Consider the following 23,266-nt stretch of genomic DNA (forward strand, 5'->3'; position numbering starts at 1 on the left):
TACCTTTATAATACACCTATAATTCCTATAAGTCAACTGGGTTATTTATTTTTTTACGATTCAAAAAGAACGAAGCAAGAATTATCTCTTGCTTCGTTCTTTTTGAATATGTGGAAATACTAGCTCAGCAAACGTATATGCTTCTTCTAGATGCGGGTATCCTGATAAAATAAACGTATCAATTCCTAGCTCTTTGTACTCTTTTAAACGATCCGCTACAATTTCAGGACTTCCAACAAGAGCGGTTCCAGCTCCTTCTCGTGCTAAGCCGATTCCAGCCCATAGATTCGGAGCAATCTCCAGTGCACCTCGATCTTTTGTGCCGCTGTGCAAACTTGACTGTGTTTTTTGGGCAGTGGAGTCAAATGACGCAAACTTATCTTGAAACGCTTTGATCGTATCATCATTAACATGTTTAATTAATTTATCTGCAGATTCCCACGCTTCGTCTTCCGATTCTCTTACAATAACGTGCAGTCGAATACCAAAGCGAATGTCCCTGCCTTCATTTGCAGCTTTTTCTTTCATCTCATCAATTTTCGTCTTGATCACTGCAGGAGGCTCTCCCCATAACAAATATACATCTGCATGCTTTGCGCCTACTTCTTTGCCCGCTGGAGAAGACCCGCCAAAGTACAGCGGAGGATACGGTTTTTGGACAGGAGGCGACGGAATGTACGCACCTGTTACATCAAGATGTTCTCCTTTATAGTCCACTTTTTTTCCTTCCATTACATCTCGCCAAATCGTTAAAAATTCATCTGTTAACTCGTAGCGTTTATCATGGCTTAAATAGTTACCGTACGTTGCTTGTTCCACGGGATCTCCTCCCGTCACAATATTTAACATAAGTCGGCCGTTTGACATTTGATCAAATGTCGAAGCCATCCGTGCTGAAAGTGTGGGAGACATTACACCCGGGCGAAGTGCAATTAAAAACTTCAGTCGATTCGTAACGGAAGCAAGTGCCGATGCAATCACCCACGAATCTTCACAATTTGAACCAGTAGGCAACAAAGCACCGTCATATCCTAGATAATCCAGCCCGTGTGCGATTTGCTTTAAGTAGTGAATATCACTTGTTCTACTTCCTTCGGTTGTGCCTAGATAATGTCCGTCGCCTGCTGTAGGGAAAAACCATAAGATGTTCATTTCCATTTCCTCCTAAATATTCTCGTATTCTATATAAAGCGTTTTCATATTATTTGTTCAATTCTTGTCCGCTAATTACAGAGATGCATTTGTGTATTAGCGTATGTAATACTACTCTTTTTATTTATTAAATTAGTAAAATCATAATACCTGTTTAACCTATATGTCAAGTATGAATTGAAATAAAAAAACAAGAATTAAAAATAATTCTTGTTTTTTTATTTCCTCATACGTGAAGCCATCGCATTAGCAAGAGTTGATTTTGTGGATATATTTTCAAACGATAAACCTAAATGAGAAGCCGTAATTGCGATTTCAGGACGTACCCCAGAGATCGTTGATTCTACGCCTATTAATTTTAAGGCATCGATCAGCTGGAAAATCTGATGAGCAACCATCGTATCAACAATAACTACTCCTGAAATATCAATATAAAGGTGATTCACTTGCTGTTCAGCGCAGCGAGTTAACTTATTCTCTAAAATTCGTCGCGCTCTTGCCGTGTCGATATCCCCAACAAGCGGAAGAATCGCGATATGATCGCTCAATGGAATAACTGGCGAACTCAGCTCATTAATCAGCTCTTTGTGTGCCTCAAGCAACCGCTTTGAATGCTGATGGTGTTCTTCTACAAATTTATAAACGGTGATATCAAACACGCGTACAATCAATTCGTTCCATTCGTCTAGTTCTTCTTGCGTAATATCTTGCTCGTACTCTTCTACAAATTGATTTAAATACGTTAAATACTGTTTTCTAACTCGGAAAAACTCTCGAATAATATAATGAATAGGCGTTCTTACATGCTCTCCGTCCTCGGCAATCTTTAAAATCCACGTTTCAAAGGAATCAAAAAATTCTTTTTCACTTTTTATAAATACATCGGCTATGTATAAATGAAATTCATTATTTTGATCTTTTAATACTGAAATGACTTCCGGATGAGTAGATGCATAAACCGATTCTGGGTCATTGTCTTCAATGCTTTCATACCATTCTTCCGTCAGTTGATCTGCATGTTTTAAAAAAAACATTCGAAGTGCTTCATTTTTATTCAAAACGATTCCCCTTTCCATACGAGCTATTACTATCATTATAATTCAACTTTTTCACCCTTACTAGTTTTATAAAAAGAGAAGAAAGAAAATTTTTTTAAAAAATACGTGTATTTTGTGGTTTTATGCTACATTGAAAATAGCTATAAAAACACAAAGGAGTTTTCAAATGATACGAACGTTAGCTCTTACGAACGATAACAAACTTGTGAAACATATACAATTAGATCAGATTCACGATCCCGCTATTCAGTACTATTGGATTGACTTTAACTGCCCTTCTGAAGAAGAAGCGCTACTGCTTCAATCATCCTTTCACTTTCATCCGTTAGCGATTGAAGATTGCTTTCATTTTCTGCAGCGTCCAAAACTCGATTATTATGAAGGATACAGTTTTTTTGTCCTTCATTCGTTAAATCGGCAAACGTTAGAAGCTGAAGAAGTTGATCTTTTTATCGGCGATAATTATATGGTTACTTTTCATTTTCACTCGTCAGCTGCAATTGATAAAGTATGGGAAAAGCTGCTTCATACACCTTCGATTCAAGAAAAAGGAATAAGCTACCTTGCGTATTCTGTGATGGATAAAGTGGTAGATGAATATTTTCCCACTGTATATCAAATTGAAGATGAGCTGAATGATATAGAAAACATAGACGCAAAAAAATCCATCTCTGTTTTAATGGAAGATGTATTTAAACTTCGAAGTGATTTGCTAAAAATCAGAAGAACCATTTTGCCCATGCGCGATTTATTGTACCGTGTTATAAATTCTGAACGCTTAGATGTTCATCCTGAACAAAAAAGGTATTTTAAAGATGTCTATGACCACTTATTAAAATTAGCCGATATGATTGAATCAAACCGGGAAATGACGTCTGATATGCGCGATAATTATCTTTCTCTTAATTCAAACCGGATGAATTCAATTATGATGACACTGACTGTTATTTCATCTATCTTTATTCCCCTTACCTTTATCGTTGGCGTATACGGAATGAATTTTGAAAATATGCCTGAGCTAAAGTGGCACTATGGCTATTTCTTTGTACTTGGCTTCATGGGATTGATAACGCTTGGTTTAATTCTATGGTTCAAGCGAAAAGGCTGGTTTAATGCTGATAAAGAGTAGAAAGATTGAGACATATCGAAATCAATCCAATGTAAAGATGAATAAATTGGATAAGTGAGCTAGTGCTATCAATTTCCGCGGCCGGCCGATGAGTCTCCTCGTCGCTTACGCTCCTGCGGGGTCTCCCCTGTTTCGCTTTTCCTGCAGGAGTCTTCGCCTTGCTCTCCCATCAACCGCTAGAAATCCTACATACATGAATCCTACGTTCATCCTATCAATGAAAAAATTCGAAAGGTTTCGATTTCTACTAAGAGTATGGATTGATTGTTCGGCTCTTCCTTCAACGAAAATATGTTTGCCTCAACCGCCTTTCTATGTGATGATAACTAGTTATTTCCCGAAAATATTTATAAACTAATGTGCTTGCGTTTCCTTTTTCTGAAAAATTTCATAAGATAGTGAAAATAATGCTCAGAAAGGAGGCTGAAGTAGTGGATATTAAAGGCGAACACTTGCTAATGGATGCGTTCGAATGCGATGAAGTGATATTAAATGATCCCTCACTTTTAAGGCAAATTCTTATTGAAGCTGCACTAGATGCAGAGATGGAAGTTTTGCACTGTTATTTTCACCAGTTTACGCCCCAAGGCATTACAGGTATTCTCGTATTAGCTACCTCTCACTTGTCTATTCATACTTGGCCGGAGGAAAACTACGCTTCATTAGATTTTTATACGTGCGGAGACAAAGAAATAATTGAAATTGGTTATGCGTTGCTGAAGCAATTAGCTTCAAAAAAAGCTGTTGTATATTCAATTTCTCGCGGAATTCAACACGCCGAAACTCTAACAAAAAATCGTCAGCATGCTGAAAGCACTCGTCTTCTCGATCGTGGAGATGACTCAGATCACGTTAGTCTACAGCAGATCTTATCAGGTCAGCATGACATTTTGTTTCATCAGAAAAACAGTATTCAAGATATTCAGCTGATCAAAGCATCTGATATTCGAATGTATTTGGATGAACAGCTGCAATTTAGTTCATTGGATGAACATGCGTACCATGAAGCTCTTGTACACCCTATCTTTGCAGCTTCCTTAAGTCCTCGCCGCATTCTTATTCTGGGCGGTGGAGATGGTTTAGCTTTACGAGAAGTCCTTAAATATAAAGAAGTTAAAGAAATAGACCTTGTGGAAATAGATGCTGACGTTGTAAATGCTGCGATGAATGTAAAAGAATTAAAGAAGTTAAATCAACGCTCATTTGAAGATTCTCGTGTCACCGTTCATATTCAAGATGCTGTTGACTACCTCTCTTTGAATTCAGCGTGTTATGATATTATCATTGTCGACTTTCCTGATCCTACTAACAAAAAAATAAGTGCTCTTTATACAAAAGAATTTTACGAACTTCTCCAACGTTCACTATCGCGCAGCGGCTTGGTCGTGTGTCAGTCAAATTCTCCTAGAGACACACCTATCGTTTTTTGGAGCATTAATAAGACGATGAAAGCTTCTCAGTTTTATACGTTGAGCTACCACACCATTATTCCCTCTTTTGGAGATTGGGGTTTTCACATCGGCTCGAAAACATCTTTGTCTGCCCCTATACTCTCTACTGATGTTTCATCTACTACGCTGCCATCAGACTTTACTAAGCTAATGCGTTTTTCTCCTCATTCTCTTTCTAAAAAACAGTTTGCCGTTGTGAACTCTGCTGAGCACTTGGTTCTGCATAAAATATTTAAAAAAGAAGGCTTATATTTGTAAAAAAGAAAGCTTAGCTTATACATTCCTTTTCTTTTGACATACTAAGATAGTCTCGTCATCACTGCGCGTTAGAAAGGATTGTTATGAGAAAAATTTCGGTTTTTGTTATCTTATTGCTAACTGTTATTTTCCCTTCCCCCGCTTTTAGCCAAGTGAAAGTACCTATACTGATTTACCACTCTATTGATTCCTACACAGGCCACGGGGAAAAAGAACTGTATGTGACACCTGAAAATTTTGAGAAACAACTTCTTTATCTTAAAAAGCAAGGGTATACGCCGCTAACATTTGAAAAATGGCAGGAACTAAAGCATGTGAAAAAACCTATATTTATTACATTTGACGATGGATATAAAAACAATCTTACTATCTTGCCTATTTTTCAAAGAACAGCCAGCCCTCAATTTCATCCAGCGGCTACAATTTTTGTGATTTCAGATTTTATCGGTCGTCCCAACCGTTTGTCTCCAGCGGATCTGAAAAAATTTGTTGATTCAGGATTTTTTTCTATTCAGTCTCATACCGCTACTCATCCGGATTTAACTAAGACGAAAAATTTATCCTATGAGCTAGCTGAATCAAAGCTGAAAATTGAAGCCATCACGAGCCAGCCCGTTATTGCTCTTGCTTATCCCTACGGAAAGGTCAATAGCCGCGTAGTCGAAGAAACAAAAAAGAATTATACATTTGGGCTTTCAACGATTCCAAAATTTTTTACTGAAAGCGGACAAAAGAATGAAAACTATCTTATTCCTCGTCTGTACGTCACGTATTCTACAACGATTGAGGATTTTGCTAAGCTATTAAAAGAAAACTAAAAACCCTTTCCTTAAAAGGAAAGGGTTTTTAGAATTTTGTTATTTCCAGTCCCCGCTCTTGCTGCCATTCAGCATAAAAAACTTCGCTGTATTTTTTAATTTTCTTGATTGCAAGCTGTTTTTTTAACCATTTTTCATCTACGTTTGCTTCTTTCAAATTACCAGGCACTACTTTTCCATCCATGATTAAAGCAATAGGTAAATTAGTTTGAGAATAAGGGATGTTTAAATCATTTTTCGTCGGAGGGCCGAATTCGTGTTTAGGAGCGACGCTCACCTCTCCGTTTGTTTCTAAAATGACGTATTCTGCTTCATACAGTGAAAAATACCCTTGCTGTCTCATTAGATGCTGAAGCTGATTCAAGTCCAAGTTGTTTTTCTTAAGCTCTTTATAAAGGATTTTCCCTTTATAAATAATCATTGAAGGTTTTCCTTCAAGAATTCCCCTAAATCCTGTAAAGGTTTGAGATAGCTTTGTCACTGCGTAGATCAGAAGCCCCCAAATCAAAACGCTATAAAGAATTTCAGTTAACTCTACTCCTTTTTCAAGAGCTGCATCCCCTACAATATTTCCCAGGACAAGCGTTGTAATAAAGTCAAACGGAGTGATTTGAGCAAACTGCGTCTTACCTAAAAGCTTCAGCATAATAAATAGCGCTAAAAATCCACATATCAGTTCAATCGCAATATCTTTATACATCGATACCCTTCCTCTATAGCAAGCATGTTATAGTATCAGTTTGTATCATATGTGAGAGTGATAAACCTGACTTTTCATTTTTCTTTCCTTCGTTTTCCAGCTATAGAACTTTTGATTAAGCTTTTGTCTTACTTGCATAGGTTTCTAACGTTATATATTGATTAAAAATGGATGAGGCTGCCTTTTTTCCTACATATCTAAGGTGCCATGGTTCGTATTTATAACCGGTAACTTCTTCTTCACCTTGAGGATATCGAATAACGAATCCGTATTGATACGCATGTTTTGAAAGCCAATGAGCTTCTAGTGTATCAGCAAAGCAGTCTGCTGCAGCACATATTCCCTTTCCTCCTGTGACATCGATTGCTAGTCCCGTTTCGTGTTCACTCGTTCCTGGGTAGGCGCTATAGGTGCGTGCTTGTTCTTCACCGTCTCGTTTTGCGTAAAATGCAAAAAGCTCTTTTTGCCGCTCGTGAGATCGATAACCAGATACGCCAAGTAAGCTGATCCCCTCTTTTTCCGCGTCTCGAAAAAGTTCTTCAAGCGCTTGTGCCGCAGGCTTTCTAAGCATTCGTTTTTCTATTTTTTCGTTAAAGATAAACGGAACGTCGGCATAGACTAAATCGGAAGGCTGGTAAGATTCAGGAAGCTGATGCTTTTTATTAACTAAAGCCGTAACCGATTCTGGATTGGCTATTACCACTGTTTCGTCTACATTAGATTTCATTAAAGATGAAGAAGCTGATGAGCTTTCTAGTTTTTGAGCCTGTCCATTTTTTATGAATTCTCCGGCAGGCTTTGATGAAGAATTGCTTGTGCCGCACCCTGCTATCATCAGCGCAAAAGCTAAAGAACAAATAAATAAAAAGTATTTCATGATGTCTTACTCCTTTCACATGGCTTTTAATACGCTATAAAAGCCTGTAAAGAAAGAATAAAACATAAATGTTTCTGTCTTTTATTCAGTTGTTTCAAACTTGTAAACACTCTTAAAGAAGTTTAGTATGCGTAAAAAAAAGACTGCCTAAGCAGTCTATTTCAAAAAGATAATATACGTATGAACTTGATTTTGCGTAAAGCTCGATGCAACTAGTTTATTTCCTGATTGACTCCAGGCAAGCTGATCAGCGGCATAGTCTAAATTTACGTTTAAGTGTGTAACATCTCCTGTTAATCCATCTGCTATGAATATCCCTTTATCTCCCTCTTTTTCAGAAATAAAATTATAAGCTAATTTCGAACCGTCGGGAGACCAGCTGACACCAAAAATTTGAGTGGACAGAGCAAGCTGAAAGGCCTCTGATCCTTTTAAATCTGTGATAGACAGCGTTCTCGTTTGGGCATCTTTTTGCTGAACGAGCGCTAATTGTTTTCCATTTGGAGACGGGATAATAGAAACCACATTATCTCGGATTTTTTCAGGGTCCGTCTGTTCGTTATGAAGAAAAAAAAGCTGGTTGTTTACACCAATATAATAAATGCCACCTATCCCTTTAACTGCATCTAAGATTCGATCGTCTCTGTGCAATAGAGGTTTTGCTTTTCCTTTTACATTTGCTTTAGAAAGCTTTCCTTCCATTGTAATAAACATTACTTCTGAATTATTAAGCCACTCTCCGCTTGATGGGTAGAGAAGAACATTCTTGATTTCAACTGTTTTTTTTGTTTGAACGTTCATTATATAACCAAATGTATCTTCGCCTTTTGCAACTTTATAAAAAAGATATTTGCCATTTGGAGAAAGCTTCGCCGCATGTTGAATTTCATTGCTTGGATGCAACACAAAAGTAGACTTGTTTTTAAGATTATAAGTAGCTAAATTCTGCGCATATACCTCTTTGGGACCGAAATCGTGCGACCGAAATTGTTTATTTTCTTGACTAACAATCACTGTGTTTTCATTCAAAAATTGAAACGCTCTTACTCCGTTAATATCTTGAACGTCTTTCACTTCTATTTTTCCATCTTGATCTACGTGGTCCAATACAGTAATTTTCTTGTCTGGTTTTTCAACCGTTTCTCTATGACCTTCTCCTTGGCCGCATGATGCTAAAATAAGAAAAGTGCTTGCGATATATATCATTAATCTATACCGTTTCAATAACGGTTCACTCCTTTTAGCTAACTCAGTTCTCGTTTTTTAAAGGAAACGACACTTTAAAAGTTGTCCATGTAGAGTCAGAATGATGCAGCTTGATAACACCGTTTTGTTTTTCAGTTAAATCTTTGGCTAATGCTAAGCCAAGACCTGTTCCTCCGGATAAACGCGACCGATCTTTATTTACGGTGAAAAATGGTTGGAATAATTTCTCTTCTGCTTCGGGTGGAATTCCTATTCCGGTGTTGGCTACATCTACAATGATAGAATTCTCTAAAGTATAAGATGCTACTTCCACTTTTCCTCCGGGTTCATTATATTTAATAGCATTGTCAATTAAATTAATAAAAATGTGTATTAAGCTTTCGCGATCAGCCCAAACAACCGCTTCTTTTATATTTGTATGAAGAGTCAAATCAAATTTAGCAGCTTTTCCTTTCATACGATCGCATATGTCTTCTAGAAGCCGTTTCAATTCAACTTGCTCTGGTCGCTGCTCGAAATCATATTTCTCAAGTGCTGAAAGCTTTAAGATTTTATCCACCATTTCATGGAGGCGATTCGTTTCTTTACGAATGTTTTGCACACCGTCTTCCATAAGCTGAGGATCATCTCGATACATATCAAGTAAGTCAACATAAGCTTTGATCGATGTTAAAGGCGTCTTAAATTCGTGGCTAATGTTACCGATAAACTGCTTTTGCTGCTGTTCGAGAGACTGCAGTTTCGAAATGGCGAACTCAAGCTTTCTTTTTTCTTTATTCATTTGATCGATGTTTTTTTCAATCGACGTACTCATAAAAAACAAGCCTTGACTGAGCTCTCCGAGTTCATCGCGCCGTTTGAAGGGCACATGAGTTAAATAATGGCCTTTTCGAATCTGCTGTGAAGTTTTTTGAAGCGTAGCGATGAGAGAAGCAATGCGATAAAAATAAGCATAGCCAATTAAAAAAGCTGCTGCCGCTGCAATCGTTCCCCCCATACGAAATAAGTGCCTAATGTCAGCTATAAACTGCTGATTATTTTTTAGGGAATGGTCAAAACGAAGGACTCCAATAAATTGATTCTCGATTGACACAGGTGCAAAGTAAATAAGGGAAGAACCCGAGATTTGATAGGCTATTTTTCCTTTCAAAGCATAACTAAGCGTATCAGAAACATCCACATCTTTTTGGCCGATGGGAATAGAGCTTCCTGCTTCCTGTCCTTTTTGATTATATAGGACTGTTTGCATTCCGCTTTGTGATGCAATTGAAGATGCAAGGCGCTGTCCTTTTTGCTGAAGAAAGGAATCTGTATTCAGAGACGGGTCACCTGTTACATAACTTTGATGAATCGTTTGCTCCGCTGCTTTGCTTTTTTGAATAAGTTCACTTTCTAGCTGATCACGCTGATTGGTCTCAATTCCTTTTAATACGAGTACGCTCAGTACGGTTACTGTTAAAATAATTAAAAAAGCAAGAACGAGTCCCATCTTAGCTTTTAGGCTGATTTTCATTCATTGATCCCTGCAGTCGCTTTATATCCAACCCCGTATACCGTTTGAAGCAAATAAGGCTCTGCTTCTCCTACTTTTTTTCGAAGGCGCTGCATGTGAATATCTACCGTACGTGTACCGCCTGCATAATCCATTCCCCAGACAAGATCTAGTAAATCTTCTCGTGTGTACACTCTCTCTAAATTGGCAAGCAATAAAGCAATAAGATCAAACTCCTTTGGTGTAAGCTTAACTAACTCATTGGCAACATGTAACGTGCGCTGAATTAAGTTCACTTTCACTTTTCCCACCGTGATTTCTCCCACAGCTTCAGGAGCTTCATTTTTTTCTATTCGCCGAACAAGTGCTTTAGCTCTAGCTACAAGTTCTCTTACATCAAATGGCTTGGTCATGTAATCATCAGCGCCTAACTCTAAACCTAGAACTTTATCGACGATATCATTTTTAACCGTTAACAAGATAATCCCCATTCCTCTTCGATTCTCAAGTTTTCGGCATACTTCATAGCCGGTTAGTTTTGGCATCATCACATCTAATATCATCACGTCAGGTCGAAAGCTTTTTACTTTTTCAAGTGCTTCTTCACCGTCAGATGCTGTGTCTACAATATATCCTTCGCGCTTGAAAGCATAAGATACCGCTGTGGCAATACTTTTTTCATCATCTACTACTAAAATCCTTTTATTCAATGTATCACGTACTTTCATTTGATATTTCTCTTCGTCTATCTTATCAAACAGCTTTAGCAAAAACATCTCCAAGTTGTTTCGAAATTGTAAACAAAAATAAAGAGATTGAGACATAACAAAATCAATTCAATCTAAAGACGCACAAATGAGATAAAGGAGGCTTAGTATGGAGCGCTTTTGACACCGCGGTTGATTTCCGTGCAAGGCTTCGCTTTCCGCGGGCGGCCGCTGAGCCTCCTCGTCGCTTGCGCTCCTGCGGGGTCTCACCTGTTCTGCTTTTCCTGCAGGAGTCTGCGCCTTGCCCTCCAATCAACCGCTTGAGTAAACTAAATAGATGAAATCTACGTTTACATGACCATAAAAAAATCCGAATAAAGTTGATTTTCCTTGAAGAGTCTCGATTCATCGATCCAATTTTCTTTTAGCTAAAATCATGTTGTCTTAGCTTTTTATTAGCGTTATTATTCATTTGTAAAAGGAAGGATTTTATGAGTATTCAAATATTGATAAAGAAGCTCTATACGCTGTTCGCTGCTAATAAAACCAATATACCCGTCCGGTCTAATAACATACAGTGCATCTTTTTGAAGCCCTGCTTTCTTCATATAGGGGTTCCAAGAAAACTCATGCAAAGAGAAGCCTTTTTCTCTCATGCTCTTTTTTAGCTTCTGTGCTGCTGTTCCATAGACGTGTATTTGCCAGTTTAAGGACTGTAAAGATTCAAAATTCCCTTCCACATAAGGTAACCGATCACCACTTTGCACATTTGTCCCTTGTCCGCTGCTTAGGTTACTATTTCGATATTTAATGCGGATTTGAGATAAAATCGTAAATGCTTTGTGACGGGGATAAGGGAAACGAAATAAAAAGGATAGTACAGGCGGAAAGATATGCTTTCTAAAAAATTGACTCGTTTTATCTCGTGCCACCATTCGCTTAAAAGCGCGATCAGTTGTATTTACAAGCAGCTCTGCAAAAGGCAACCTTTCTTCTTCGTATGTATCTAATATGGAAAGTGCCGCTTTTCGTTGAAGGACAGCTGCTAATTTCCATGAAAGGTTGATTGCATCTCCAATTCCTGTGTTCATTCCTTGTCCGCCTGCAGGACTATGAATATGAGCTGCATCTCCACTTAGAAAAATACGCCCCTGTCGGAAACGACTTGCTACTCTGTGATGGATATTGTATGTTGAGAACCAATTTATATTTTCAATCTCAGCACCAAATGTTTGTTGAAGAAAAGTTTGAATATTTTCAGCTTTTATATCGTTTTGATCCAAAAGAGCTGAAGGAATAATGCCGATCATTCGATACGTTCCTTTACTTCTAACAGGCATACAAATCAAAAATTCTTCATTGCTAAATGAAATACTGATTTTTTGATTCTTCATCACTTCACCAGAGCCGTGAACATCCATCACATAAAAATGCTGTTTATATTTTTCTCCTTTAAACTCTATATTCATTTGTTTACGAACTGTACTGTGTGCTCCGTCACATCCACAAATATACTTAAAATAAGCGGTTTCCTCTTGCTGGGCTTTTAATAAAGTTTTTATCCCTTCTCCGTGTTCAGCTAGAGATAGTAACTCCGTCTTCCATTCTACTTCAATCCCAAGATTTTTTAATTTTTCAAGCAGAAACCGCTCGTGGTCGTCCTGTGGAAATGTAAGAACAAAAGGAAAAGGACTTAATCCTTCTCCTAAAGATCCTAGATGAACTTTTGCTTTTATTTTATTCTTTACTCGGACGTATACATCTTCCATCTTAATCCCGCGGTCTATGACTTCATCTGCAAAACCGAACTGCTGATAAAATTCAAGGGTTCGCGGTAAAATAGCCATTGCCCGGGAGGCTTGCCCAGGCCCTTCGTTTCTATCAATAATTCGAAAAGAAATGTTATGTCTTGCTAAATTATAGGCCATCACAAGGCCAGTAGGTCCGGCACCAACGATTAGGATTTGTGGCTTCATCATTATCTCTCCTTCTCATTCAGTTGCAGTATCTTTTATATTGAGCGAGACGTCTCTTTTTTTACAGAAGATGCAGGTAAAGCAGAAGCAAACAGAGCACACAAACTTATTAAAGAGATAAGAGCTAGAGCAGATACAGAATGATTCCATGTCAGATGTTCTCCAAAGAAAAATAGTTCTCTTACGCCATCTACCATAAACCTCATTGGCAGCCATGGATAAATCCACTCTCGATAAAAATCAGGCATAATTTCTGGGGCCATTGGAAGCAGCGGTGCGCCAAAAAATAGAATAATAACGAAAATCGGAAGTCCCTTTAATCCTAACCATGAAAGTGCGGCTGATATCAAGGTGAAAAAACTGAAGTAAGCAATAGCTAAGAATAGTGCTGTATCCAAAAATGAAGGAACGCTTATTCCAACTACTTCAGCTAGCCACGCTAGCCCGAAACCTGCAGCTAAAGCAAGTGTAGCACCAATGATTACGAACCCTACTTGGTTAACAATTTTCTCTTTGCGAGAAGAAAACGTGATTTTGTGGATGCTGAGGAAGACAACTGCTGCCCCTGCTATGCTTGCCATCCACAGCGGCTGAAATAATGAAACGGGGGCATTTCCGTTGACACTATGAGTCCCTGTTTTATTGACGTTTATCACTGTCTTTTGAATCGGTGCAGCGAGTGCTAATGCTTGGTTTGCACTTAGTTGCGTTCCGCTTTGTTCAAATCTTTTCACTAGCTGCAAGCGCATATTTTCATTCATCTGATCAACTGCTCCGTTTAGCACCTGACTGGCTAGTGTTGAAGCAGCTGTATTCATTCCTTGATTCACTAACAATCTAATAGCAGGTGCCTCAGGCTGAGCCGTCTGAAGAGTCGCCTGTTTTTTGGTGAAATCTTTTGGAATGATAAGCGCTCCGTAGTATTTTTGATTATTTAACCCTGTTTCAACTTCTTTAGTAGTGGATACAAAAATCCATTTAACCGAAGCCTGTTCAGCGCTTGAACTCTTCATATTTTGTTTTATATGATCTCCTATATTTACCTTACCCTTTGCTGGAACTGTCATTCCTTCGTCGGCATTTACAAATGCGATTGGCAAATTCTTAGGTGCTTGGCTTACTGAAGGAATTAACGTTAGGGTAAAAATGAAAATAACTGCTACCACTATAATTGGTGAAAGATATATAAGCTTTTGCTTACTTAATTTCATATAGATATCCCCTTCTTTAAGCATATACACGTTGACGGAGAGATAATGTACATGCTGTTGATTAGTGATCACTATGTAAATTATAATAAATTTACCTGCATTCTCAATATGCAATAATCATGGGAATGTCGCTTACTTAACACAAAACACATAACTGTTCATTATTAAAGAAAAAAGTAGGTGTTTAAAAACTGTGGGGAATTTAAAAACAGATCGTAGAATTATTCGAACGAAGAAATTTATCCGAGATGCTTTAACAGAATTAATGGAAGATAAAGGATTTGAAGGCGTAACGGTCAGAGATCTGACGAAAAAAGCCGATATTAATCGAGGAACTTTTTATTTACACTACCAAGACAAATACGATTTGCTTGAAAAAAGTGAAAATGAAGTCATTCAAGAGATAAAAGAATTTATCAAAAAAGCAAATCCAAATGAGATTGTATCTGCTAATTTGAAAGAACAGCCTTTGCCGTTTATTATTGCGCTTTTTGAATATATTCAAAAGAATGCGCGTTTTATGCAGGTTATGCTTGGTCCAAAAGGCAACCCTGGCTTTCATCTTAAAATTAAAGAAGTTATGAAAACCAATATGCTGGAAAAATTAGAGCTCATGGATAATAAAACGCCTCCGCTTGTTCCACTTGAACATTTAATGTCTTATGTAACGTCAGCGCATCTTGGCGTCATTCAGCACTGGCTAGAACAAGATATGAAGCAGTCACCTAGAGAAATGGCTCTGACACTCGCTAGCATGACTTTTTTGGGTCCTGCTTATGTTGCAGGCATTAAGCGAACATAAAAGAACCTGCTATTCTCCGAGAGAATAGCAGGTTTTTTTTATTAACCTTCTAGTAATAAAGATTCTGGATCTTCTAATAGTTCTTTAACAGTAGCTAGGAAGCTTACGGCTTCTTTGCCGTCAACGATACGGTGATCGTAAGAAAGTGCAATGTACATCATCGGACGATTTTCGATACGCTCTTCATCAATTGCTACCGGACGAAGCTGAACTTTGTGCATTCCTAAAATACCAACTTGAGGCCCGTTTAAAATTGGTGTAGACATTAATGAACCGAATACACCGCCGTTTGTAATTGTGAACGTTCCACCTTGTAAATCTTTTAATGCTAATTTGTTGTCGCGCGCTTTTTTCGCTAAATCAACGATAGATCCTTCGATACCAGCGAATGTTTTACGGTCAGCATCACGTACAACTGGAACAACAAGACCGTCTGGAGCTGACACAGCAATACCAATATCGTAGAATTTTTTAATTAATAACTCGTTGCCTTGAATTTCAGCATTTAATAATGGGTATTTTTTAAGTGCTGCTACTACTGCTTTTGTGAAGAATGACATAAAGCCAAGTCTTACGTCGTGCTGTTCAAAGAATTTGTCTTTGCGTCGTTTGCGAAGAGCCATAACAGCCGTCATGTCTACTTCGTTAAACGTTGTCAACATAGCCGCTGTTTGCTGAACTTCAACGAGACGTTTGGCAATTGTTTGACGACGACGTGACATACGTTCGCGTTCAACAGGTTTGTCGCTATTTTCACTTGCCGCTGGAGACGGAGATACCGGGTTAGCTGGCTTACTTGCTTGTGCCTGCTGTTTTTGCTCATTTGATTTTTGATCTGCATATGAATCAATATCATGTTTACGCACGCGGCCAAGAGGATCAGTAGTTGGTACTTGATCTAGCTTGATTCCGCGTTCTCTTGCTGCTTTGCGAGCTGCAGGAGAAGCAATCAGCCATTGTTTTTGATTTCCTTGTTGAGGCGCTTCAGCTGCTGGCGCTACTTCTTCAACTGTTTTTTGCTGAGCTGGAGCAGCTTCTTGTTTTGGTGCTTCCTCTGCTGGTTTTTCTTCAGCTTTTGGTGCTGCTGGTGCTGAAGCTCCTTCTTTCGCTTCAAGACGTGCAATTGTTTCACCAACTTGCACTGTGTCGCCTTCGCCAGCAAGAAGTTCTGTTAGCACACCAGAGTCTTCAGCTGTAATTTCAACGTTAACTTTATCTGTTTCAAGTTCAACGATATAATCGCCTTTTTCAACGAAATCTCCTACTTGTTTTAGCCACTGTGCAACTGTTCCTTCAGAAATTGATTCTGCTAATTCCGGTACTTTAATCTCTCCCATGGTTCATTCCCCTTCCTTATCGTGTAACAACGTCGTTAGCAATTTCATTTTTAGTTAATGCATCTTGTAAAATACGTTCTTGTTCTTGTCTGTGAACTGTTGGATCTCCTTCAGCTGGACTTGAGCGTCTTGTGCGGCCGATGTAGTCAACAGTAGCTCCTTCTGGTGCTACTTCACGCAGTCGATCTTCTACATAGTTCCATGCGCCCATGTTTTCGGGCTCTTCTTGTAACCAGACAATCTCTTTTAAATTTTTATAGCGAGCAAAGATTTCAGCAATTACGCGTCTTGGGAACGGATAAATTTGTTCTAGACGAAGAACGTGTAGCCAATCTTTATCATCTTCTGCTTTGTTTAAGCGTTCCGTTAACTCACTGCTGATTTTTCCGCTGCACAGAACGATTCGTTCAACTGCATCTTCTTTTTTGCCTAATCCAGGCTGTTCTACTACTAAGCGGAAAGAGCCTTTTGTAAACTCTTCAAGGTTTGACACACTAAAAGCATTACGAAGCAAACTTTTTGGTGTCATAACTACTAGCGGTCTTACTTCTTCGCGCTGTAAAATGGCAGCTTGTCGTCGAAGTAAGTGGAAATATTGCGCAGCGCTTGTTACGTTTGCGATTGTCCAGTTGTTTTCTCCAGCTAGCTGTAAATAACGTTCTAGACGAGCGCTTGAGTGTTCTGGCCCTTGACCTTCATGGCCATGTGGTAGCAATAAGACCATTCCAGATTTTTGTCCCCACTTAGCACGACCTGCTGCAATAAACTGGTCAATAATAACTTGACCTGCATTGGCAAAATCACCGAATTGTGCTTCCCAAAGAACAAGCGTTTCAGGAGCAAATACATTATAGCCGTATTCAAATCCAAGCACTGAACCTTCAGATAATGGACTGTTACGAATATCAAAGGAAGCGCTTACGTTCTTCATTGCGTGTAGTGGTGAGTAAACATCCCCTGTCTTATGATCATGAAGAACAAGATGTCTATGTGCAAACGTACCACGTTCAGAATCTTGGCCTGTAATACGAATTGGCGTGCCGTCTCTTAAAATCGTAGCAAATGCAAACGCCTCACCCAATGACCAATCCACGCTTTCATTTTCTTCAAACGCTTTGGCACGTTTAGATAAGATGCGATCAAGTTTTGGAAATACGTTAAATCCTTCAGGGTATTTCACTAGCTCTTGATTCACTTCAAACAGCTCTTCTTTTGTAACAGATGTATCAATATCTGAAATTCCTTTGAAGACTGCTTGTGGCATTTCCATAATTCTATGTTGTTTTTCAGCTTTTGGCGGTACTTTCTCATAAGCTGCTTTTAACTTCGCTTGTAACTCTTCATTAATTTGATCTGCTTGACCGCTTTGAATAACGTTTTGTTCTTCGAGCTGCTTTGCATACATAGCACGAACGGTTGGACGTTTTGTCACAATTTCATACATCTTCGGCTGCGTTACAGACGGTTCATCCATTTCATTGTGGCCAAATCGACGGTATCCAATTAAATCAATCAAGAAATCTTTGTTAAAACGTCTGCGATACTCATAAGCAAAATAAGCAGCCGCTAAACAGGCTTCCGGATCATCCGCGTTTACGTGAACAATTGGAATTTCAAACCCTTTTGCTAAGTCACTTGCATATTTTGTTGAACGAGAATCGACGCTTTCTGTTGTAAATCCAATCATGTTGTTAGCAATAATGTGGATTGTTCCACCTGTTTGATAACCAGTCAATTGATTTAAGTTCAGCGTTTCTTGTACAATACCTTCACCAGGGAACGCAGCATCTCCGTGAATTAAAATCGCGAACGATTTTTTTACATCTTGTTTCGGGTATCCATTCACATCACGCTCATCTTGAGCCGCTCTTGTAAACCCTTCCACAACCGGATTAACAAACTCCAAGTGACTAGGGTTACTAGCCAATGTCAAACGAGCTCGAACTGTGTTCTCTGCTTTAATTTGTTTGTCGGCACCCAGGTGATATTTTACGTCTCCCGTCCAGCCGTAGTTGATACCGATTGAACCTTCTGAAGGAACTAATTCCTTGTTAGGCGCATGCTGGAATTCCGCAAAAATCATTTCATACGGCTTGCCTAATACGTGTGCTAATACATTTAAACGTCCACGGTGAGCCATACCGATATTAACCGTTTTTGGGCTTGTTTCCACTGAGCGTGCAATCAGTTCATCTACAAGTGGAATTAACATATCTACGCCTTCAATAGAAAAGCGTTTTTGTCCGACAAATGTACGGTGTAAAAATTGTTCAAAGCCTTCTACTTCTGTTAAACGCTTTAATACAGAAGTTCTTTTCTCATTTGAAAGAGGTTGGAAAATAGCACCTGACTCGACCATATCAGTCAGCCACTTATTCTCTTCCATGTTATGTACGTGATGGAATTCAAACGCAATGGTTTTTGTGTAGACATCTGTTAAATAGTTAATTGCGTCTAAACCATTTTTGACGTGTGATGGCGCATTCGTACATAAAATATCAACCGGAATTGATTTTAAATCTTCTTGCGTTAAATTGTAATCTTCCAAGTGAAGCAAGACAGGATCTTTCTTCTCGCTTTCAAGAGGCTTAATTGACGCGTATAGATGACCATAAGCACGGATGTTTTCCGCTAGCTTAATAGCCGATGCAATTTTAGATGTGTTAGCTGAAGGTGCAGCCTGTGCGTATTCAGCTTGCTGAACCTGCTCACTTTCGTTTAATGGAGGAGCACCCCAATAATCAAATAATTCTTTTAAGTCTGGATCTACTAGATCTGACTGCTCTTCATATAACTCATACTGTTCTAATACATAGCCATAGTTCGGACCCAAAAATCCTTGCCAAGGCTCCCCTCTATTCGACGTTTCGTTACCCATGATAAAACCCCCAACGAGTTATAATAATTGTCGTACTCAACAATCTTTCCATTTTGAATGTCGATTACCTTATCGTCTGACATCTTTACAACGAGTGATAAATCTCACTGCGTGTGTATCTGATATCTGCTTATATTTTACCACTCTTTTACTCGTCAATCAAAATGAAATCGCTATATTTCTTTAATTTTTTTTACTTTTTTAATAGTCTTACTACTTTTTGAAAGCGTTTTATAAGTAAAGCTGATTAAAGGTCGAATCAGGTGTTAATTAATTGTTATTGACCTAGCTTTTGGCAAAATTAAATTGCTTGAAATATATTTTATGACTATTTAAAAAAAGAAGCAGTGTTTTGCTTCTTTTTTTAAAACTCATCTACGATTTTTTCAACGTCTTTAAAATAACCATCATCTACTTCTGTAAGCTTGCTGCTTTTCGCCGCTTCGAGTAAATGAGTGAACCAAGTTAGTTCTACTTTCAAATGCATAATCGTGCGCATAATGATCGACAGATTTGCAATGGAATGATCCACCTTTTTAACTTGGTACAAATTTTGCATTTTTTCTAAATAAGCTGCCGTTTCCTCAATCTTTTTTTCTAAAGCAGAAGCCACTTTTTTTTGATCCACGTAAGAAGTAAATGAAAGAGCAGCATAAACAGGTCTATGCATATGCTCTTTTTTTAACAGCTGTTCAAAATAAAGGCGTTCAAATTCTTCTCTTCCTGCATCCGTGATAGAATAAACGGTCTTTTCAGGTCTGTTCGTCTCTCGAATCACATCGACTACTTTCACCAACTGATCTTTTTCGAGCGTATCAAAAGCGTAATATAAAGAACCGCTTGCAAGTTTAATATAGTGCTTCATTTGTCTTTCATTAATGGTTTGCTGAATTTCATAAGGGTGCTTATTTCCTTCCATTAATAAGCCCAGTATGACTAATTTAACACTCATAACACCTTTCACCTCTTGATATGCATCTTATTTAGTAAAAAAAGCACGAATAAATTCGTGCCTTTTCTATTTTTGAGCTGCAGGTTCCTTAGCTTCTACCCGCTTTTTAGGGGGAACTTCCACTCGTTCATTTCCCATTAAAAAGACAGTAATAATAGCTACTGCAATTGGAATAAGAGCAAGCATAAATGCATACGTGATCGATGTAGACATAGCATCAACAATCTTATCTAATATTTGAGGCGGAATGCTGTTTCGGGCACTTGATTGAAAAACTGCACTCGGATCTCCTATTTGAGAAAATGCTCCTTGTGATCCATTTCCCATACCTTGAAAATTGCGCTGCAGCTCATTTGTAAATGTATTGCTTTGAATCGTTCCAAAAATCGTAACTCCCAGCGTCATTCCTAAAGAACGAGCAAATGAGTTTGTTGAGTTGGCAGAACCTCTAAACTGTGGATCTAGCTTATGAGTTGACGACGTTGGTAAAAGAGAAAAGCTAAACCCTACGCCAAATCCAGTCAAAATCATAAATACCGTGAGCATCCAACGAGGTGTATCAGGTTCCATTGTTCCTAACAAGAACATTCCTACTGCAAATGAGAAAACGGACATAATCATCAAGTTTCGGAAGCTTGTTTTTGTGAGAAAAATCCCGCCGATCGCACTTCCTGCTACTGAGCCTAACATCATCGGAGTTAAAATTAAACCTGCATTTGTAGCAGAACCTCCGTAGACAGCTTGAACGAAAATAGGAATAAATACCGTTAAAATAATAAACGTTGCTCCGTATAAGAAAGCGAGAATTTGTGATGTTGCAAATAAACGGCGCTTGAACATCCAAAATGAAATAATCGGCTCTTGCGCGCGCTTTTCCACAAAAAAGAAGAGTGACAGCGCCACAGCAAAGATAGCAAAAAGAGATAAAATTTGCGGAGAAGACCACTCATACTCTTTTCCTCCAAGTTCAAGAGCAAACATTAAACTTACTACTGAAATGACAAGAGTGGCTGCACCAGCCCAGTCAATTTTTTGCTTTTTATGACTTTTTGACTCTTTATAAAAGCGCATAATAAAAAATAACGATAAAAGTCCAATTGGCACGTTCACGTAAAACACCCAGTGCCAGCTGATGTATTCCGTAATGTAAGCACCGAGAAGTGGACCAAATACGCTTGCTGAGCCAAAAACGGCACCTAATAATCCCGTCATTTTCCCGCGTTTTTCAGGAGGGAAAATATCAAATACGATGGTAAAAGCAATCGGAAGAAGCGCTCCTCCTCCAATTCCTTGAATCGCTCGGTAAATACTTAGCTGCACAATGCTTTGTGCTAAACCACACAATGCGGATCCAAGTAAGAATACGGTTAACCCAAAAATAAAAAACCGTTTACGGCCGTACATATCAGATAGTTTACCAAATATCGGCATACCTGCCATCACGGCAACCATATAAGCGGACGTAACCCAAACAAACTTATCTAATCCGCCTAGATCAGAAATGATTTTCCCCATAGCCGTCGCTACGATGGTATTATCCATGGCTGACATAAAAATACCGAGCAGCAATCCTGCTACGATAAAACGAATATGTTTTTCTGATGAAACCATTTCAGTTCCTCCTTTCGCGTCATCTTTTTGATGAACAGAAATGATAGCTACTTAAATTATTATATTCAAATTTGAGTATTTTACAATCTTAAATGTGCTATTTTTTAGAAATAAACATAACAAAAGCGTAATGGATTCATTACGCTTTTACTGTCAACTGAGGTTCTAACTCGATCTCTACATTTCCTTGAATGGCTCTTGAAATCATACAGGACGTTTCTGCTTTTTTTATAAGTCGATTGATTTTCTCTTCTTGAGCCGCAAATTCAGGTGTGACAATCACGTGAGGTTTATGAATGATTTTTTCGTACGTAAACACACCATTCGTTACGTCCACGATAGCTTCTGATTCCATCGTTAAAGCCTCCTGATGGATTCCACTTCTTTCTAGCATCGCTGCAAGCGTGATAATGTAGCAGGTGGCTGCTGCTCCTAGCAGCATTTCATCTGGATTTGTCCCGGCTCCTGGCCCGTCCATTTCTGGTGGAATAGAAATGTTTGTTTTTAATTGCCCTGCTTCAATTGTTCCCACTTCATTTCGGCCTCCTGGCCAATTTGCTTGCAAATGAAAGTGATGTTTTGCCATAGTGTATCCTTCTTTCTTCTATATAATGATGTATACTTAGCGTACCTTTTTTACTCATAAAATAAAAATGTTCTGCTTGTAACAGCAAAAAGACTGCTAAACGTGCAGTCTTTGTTGTTCTCTAACTTAAAGGTACTTTCTTTTCGCTTTCAACGACAGTTTTGATTAATGAAGGCAGCCAGTCCTGCAGGTTCGTAAATGAATATCCCCAAAAGCTAGCTTTTTCATTGCTCATCGTCCAAGAATGATCTACTCCGTACGGAGAACTATTTTCATCCGTTAAACGAGAGGTTGTTCTTGCTGTTTTATCCGCTGCTTGTTCAATATATGAAAATAAATTTTTGAGTGAAATGGTACCATTTGAACAAGCGTTAATCGGCCCTTTTAGCTTCTGTTCTGCACACCAAACTAAAAATTCACCTGCTTCTTCCTGTGAAATGAAGTTCATTTCTGCTTCAATAGCCGGTACACCAATTTCTTCTCCATGCATAATTTTTTCTATGTGAAAACGCAAGCGGTCCGTATAATCATCTTTTCCCATAACAATTGGAAAACGGACAGCTGTTACCGAAAACGGTGCTTTTTGAAAGAATACTGCCTCGGCTTGGCGTTTTCCTTCTTGATAGGAAATATTTTCACGGCGTGTATATGAAATAGGATACTTATATGGATCAAAATCTTCTTCATAACACGTTTTTTCTAAAGAACCATATACTGAAAGAGTCGAGGTAAGTACATAGTGACTCGTACTATGACGAAAAGCTTCAACAGCAACAGCTGCGCCGTGTGAAGAATAGCATATTTGATCGAAGATAACATCCCATTTTCTTCCTCTTGTTGTTTCGATTACAGAATCTTTTTCTACACGATCAAGAAAAATTCGCTCAACTCGGTCGCCGAAATCATCCGGTGTTTTACCTCGCGTTGCTAACGTAACCTGTACTCCTTTAGAAAGCAATGTCTGAACTAAATTTTTTCCGAAAAAACGCGTTCCACCTAACACAAGTGCTGTTTTCATCTTTTTCTCCACCTTTCATATTTGATATGGGTGACCATACCATTATT

20 protein-coding genes are annotated in these 23,266 nt (G+C 38.5%); 4 read left to right on the plus strand and 16 right to left on the minus strand.

The features are described 5' to 3' along the window. Positions 1–81: 81 nt before the first annotated feature. Positions 82–1,152 carry an FMNH2-dependent alkanesulfonate monooxygenase gene (gene ssuD / locus NST66_RS13790; protein ID WP_033579391.1) on the minus strand — a complete coding sequence of 357 codons (1,071 nt, stop codon included), beginning with the start codon at positions 1,150–1,152 and terminating at the stop codon, positions 82–84. A 218-nt stretch (positions 1,153–1,370) separates the two neighbouring features. Next, complete coding sequence (locus tag NST66_RS13795) at positions 1,371–2,246, minus strand: STAS domain-containing protein (protein WP_445326388.1); 876 nt, start codon at positions 2,244–2,246, stop codon at positions 1,371–1,373. Positions 2,247–2,376: 130 nt separating this feature from the next. On the opposite strand from NST66_RS13795, the gene corA reads away from it, so the two are divergent. The 3 genes from corA to NST66_RS13810 all read left to right on the plus strand — a co-directional run bounded on the left by corA (position 2,377) and on the right by NST66_RS13810 (position 5,866). Then, the gene (gene corA, locus NST66_RS13800; protein WP_340843427.1) at positions 2,377–3,339 is read left to right on the plus strand and encodes a magnesium/cobalt transporter CorA; all 963 of its coding nucleotides are present in this window, start codon (positions 2,377–2,379) and stop codon (positions 3,337–3,339) included. Between the two features lie 431 nt (positions 3,340–3,770). Further along, positions 3,771–5,048 (plus strand): polyamine aminopropyltransferase, encoded by a 1,278-nt coding sequence (locus NST66_RS13805; RefSeq protein ID WP_033579394.1) that lies wholly within the window; start codon positions 3,771–3,773, stop codon positions 5,046–5,048. Between the two features lie 83 nt (positions 5,049–5,131). After that, on the plus strand, positions 5,132–5,866 hold the full coding sequence (locus tag NST66_RS13810) for a polysaccharide deacetylase family protein (protein WP_052191899.1): 735 nt from the start codon (positions 5,132–5,134) through the stop codon (positions 5,864–5,866). A 28-nt stretch (positions 5,867–5,894) separates the two neighbouring features. Here the strand turns inward: NST66_RS13810 and NST66_RS13815 are convergent, their stop codons facing one another. The 8 genes from NST66_RS13815 to NST66_RS13850 form a co-directional block, all read right to left on the minus strand. After that, positions 5,895–6,566 carry a DUF421 domain-containing protein gene (locus NST66_RS13815; RefSeq protein ID WP_013057585.1) on the minus strand — a complete coding sequence of 224 codons (672 nt, stop codon included), beginning with the start codon at positions 6,564–6,566 and terminating at the stop codon, positions 5,895–5,897. A gap of 115 nt (positions 6,567–6,681) precedes the next feature. After that, positions 6,682–7,443: a M15 family metallopeptidase gene (locus NST66_RS13820; RefSeq protein WP_033579395.1), complete on the minus strand. Its 762-nt coding sequence runs from the start codon at positions 7,441–7,443 to the stop codon at positions 6,682–6,684. 156 nt (positions 7,444–7,599) lie between these two features. Further along, on the minus strand, positions 7,600–8,667 hold the full coding sequence (locus NST66_RS13825; protein ID WP_033579396.1) for a TolB family protein: 1,068 nt from the start codon (positions 8,665–8,667) through the stop codon (positions 7,600–7,602). Between the two features lie 25 nt (positions 8,668–8,692). Beyond that, on the minus strand, positions 8,693–10,162 hold the full coding sequence (locus NST66_RS13830) for a sensor histidine kinase (protein ID WP_034268979.1): 1,470 nt from the start codon (positions 10,160–10,162) through the stop codon (positions 8,693–8,695). Then, positions 10,159–10,851 carry a response regulator transcription factor gene (locus NST66_RS13835; RefSeq protein ID WP_028412871.1) on the minus strand — a complete coding sequence of 231 codons (693 nt, stop codon included), beginning with the start codon at positions 10,849–10,851 and terminating at the stop codon, positions 10,159–10,161. The genes NST66_RS13830 and NST66_RS13835 overlap by 4 nt, the downstream gene beginning before the upstream one ends. Before the next feature lie 121 nt (positions 10,852–10,972). Next, positions 10,973–11,164, minus strand: coding sequence for a hypothetical protein (locus tag NST66_RS13840; protein WP_165573212.1), 192 nt, complete (start codon positions 11,162–11,164; stop codon positions 10,973–10,975). Between the two features lie 148 nt (positions 11,165–11,312). Further along, complete coding sequence (locus NST66_RS13845) at positions 11,313–12,824, minus strand: FAD-dependent monooxygenase (RefSeq protein WP_232217029.1); 1,512 nt, start codon at positions 12,822–12,824, stop codon at positions 11,313–11,315. 35 nt (positions 12,825–12,859) lie between these two features. Further along, on the minus strand, positions 12,860–14,035 hold the full coding sequence (locus NST66_RS13850; protein WP_034268984.1) for a YhgE/Pip domain-containing protein: 1,176 nt from the start codon (positions 14,033–14,035) through the stop codon (positions 12,860–12,862). A gap of 193 nt (positions 14,036–14,228) precedes the next feature. Here NST66_RS13850 and NST66_RS13855 point away from each other — a divergent pair, with 193 nt between their 5' ends. Beyond that, positions 14,229–14,837, plus strand: a complete 609-nt coding sequence (locus NST66_RS13855) for a TetR/AcrR family transcriptional regulator (RefSeq protein ID WP_340843428.1) — start codon at positions 14,229–14,231, stop codon at positions 14,835–14,837. A 41-nt stretch (positions 14,838–14,878) separates the two neighbouring features. Here the strand turns inward: NST66_RS13855 and odhB are convergent, their stop codons facing one another. The 6 genes from odhB to NST66_RS13885 all read right to left on the minus strand — a co-directional run bounded on the left by odhB (position 14,879) and on the right by NST66_RS13885 (position 23,219). Next, complete coding sequence (gene odhB / locus NST66_RS13860) at positions 14,879–16,174, minus strand: 2-oxoglutarate dehydrogenase complex dihydrolipoyllysine-residue succinyltransferase (protein WP_014459542.1); 1,296 nt, start codon at positions 16,172–16,174, stop codon at positions 14,879–14,881. Between the two features lie 16 nt (positions 16,175–16,190). Further along, on the minus strand, positions 16,191–19,052 hold the full coding sequence (gene sucA, locus NST66_RS13865; protein WP_033579402.1) for a 2-oxoglutarate dehydrogenase E1 component: 2,862 nt from the start codon (positions 19,050–19,052) through the stop codon (positions 16,191–16,193). A 364-nt stretch (positions 19,053–19,416) separates the two neighbouring features. Beyond that, entirely contained in the window at positions 19,417–20,004 is a 588-nt protein-coding gene (locus NST66_RS13870) for a PadR family transcriptional regulator (RefSeq protein ID WP_028412866.1), read from the minus strand. 66 nt (positions 20,005–20,070) lie between these two features. After that, complete coding sequence (locus NST66_RS13875; protein WP_028412865.1) at positions 20,071–21,615, minus strand: MDR family MFS transporter; 1,545 nt, start codon at positions 21,613–21,615, stop codon at positions 20,071–20,073. Positions 21,616–21,754: 139 nt separating this feature from the next. Then, positions 21,755–22,201: an OsmC family protein gene (locus NST66_RS13880; protein ID WP_060746886.1), complete on the minus strand. Its 447-nt coding sequence runs from the start codon at positions 22,199–22,201 to the stop codon at positions 21,755–21,757. A 121-nt stretch (positions 22,202–22,322) separates the two neighbouring features. Further along, positions 22,323–23,219 (minus strand): NAD-dependent epimerase/dehydratase family protein, encoded by an 897-nt coding sequence (locus NST66_RS13885; RefSeq protein ID WP_028412863.1) that lies wholly within the window; start codon positions 23,217–23,219, stop codon positions 22,323–22,325. Positions 23,220–23,266: the final 47 nt, after the last annotated feature.

It is taken from the genome of Priestia sp. FSL W8-0524 (genome assembly GCF_038005965.1).
Taxonomy (GTDB): Bacteria; Bacillota; Bacilli; order Bacillales; family Bacillaceae_H; genus Priestia; species Priestia zanthoxyli.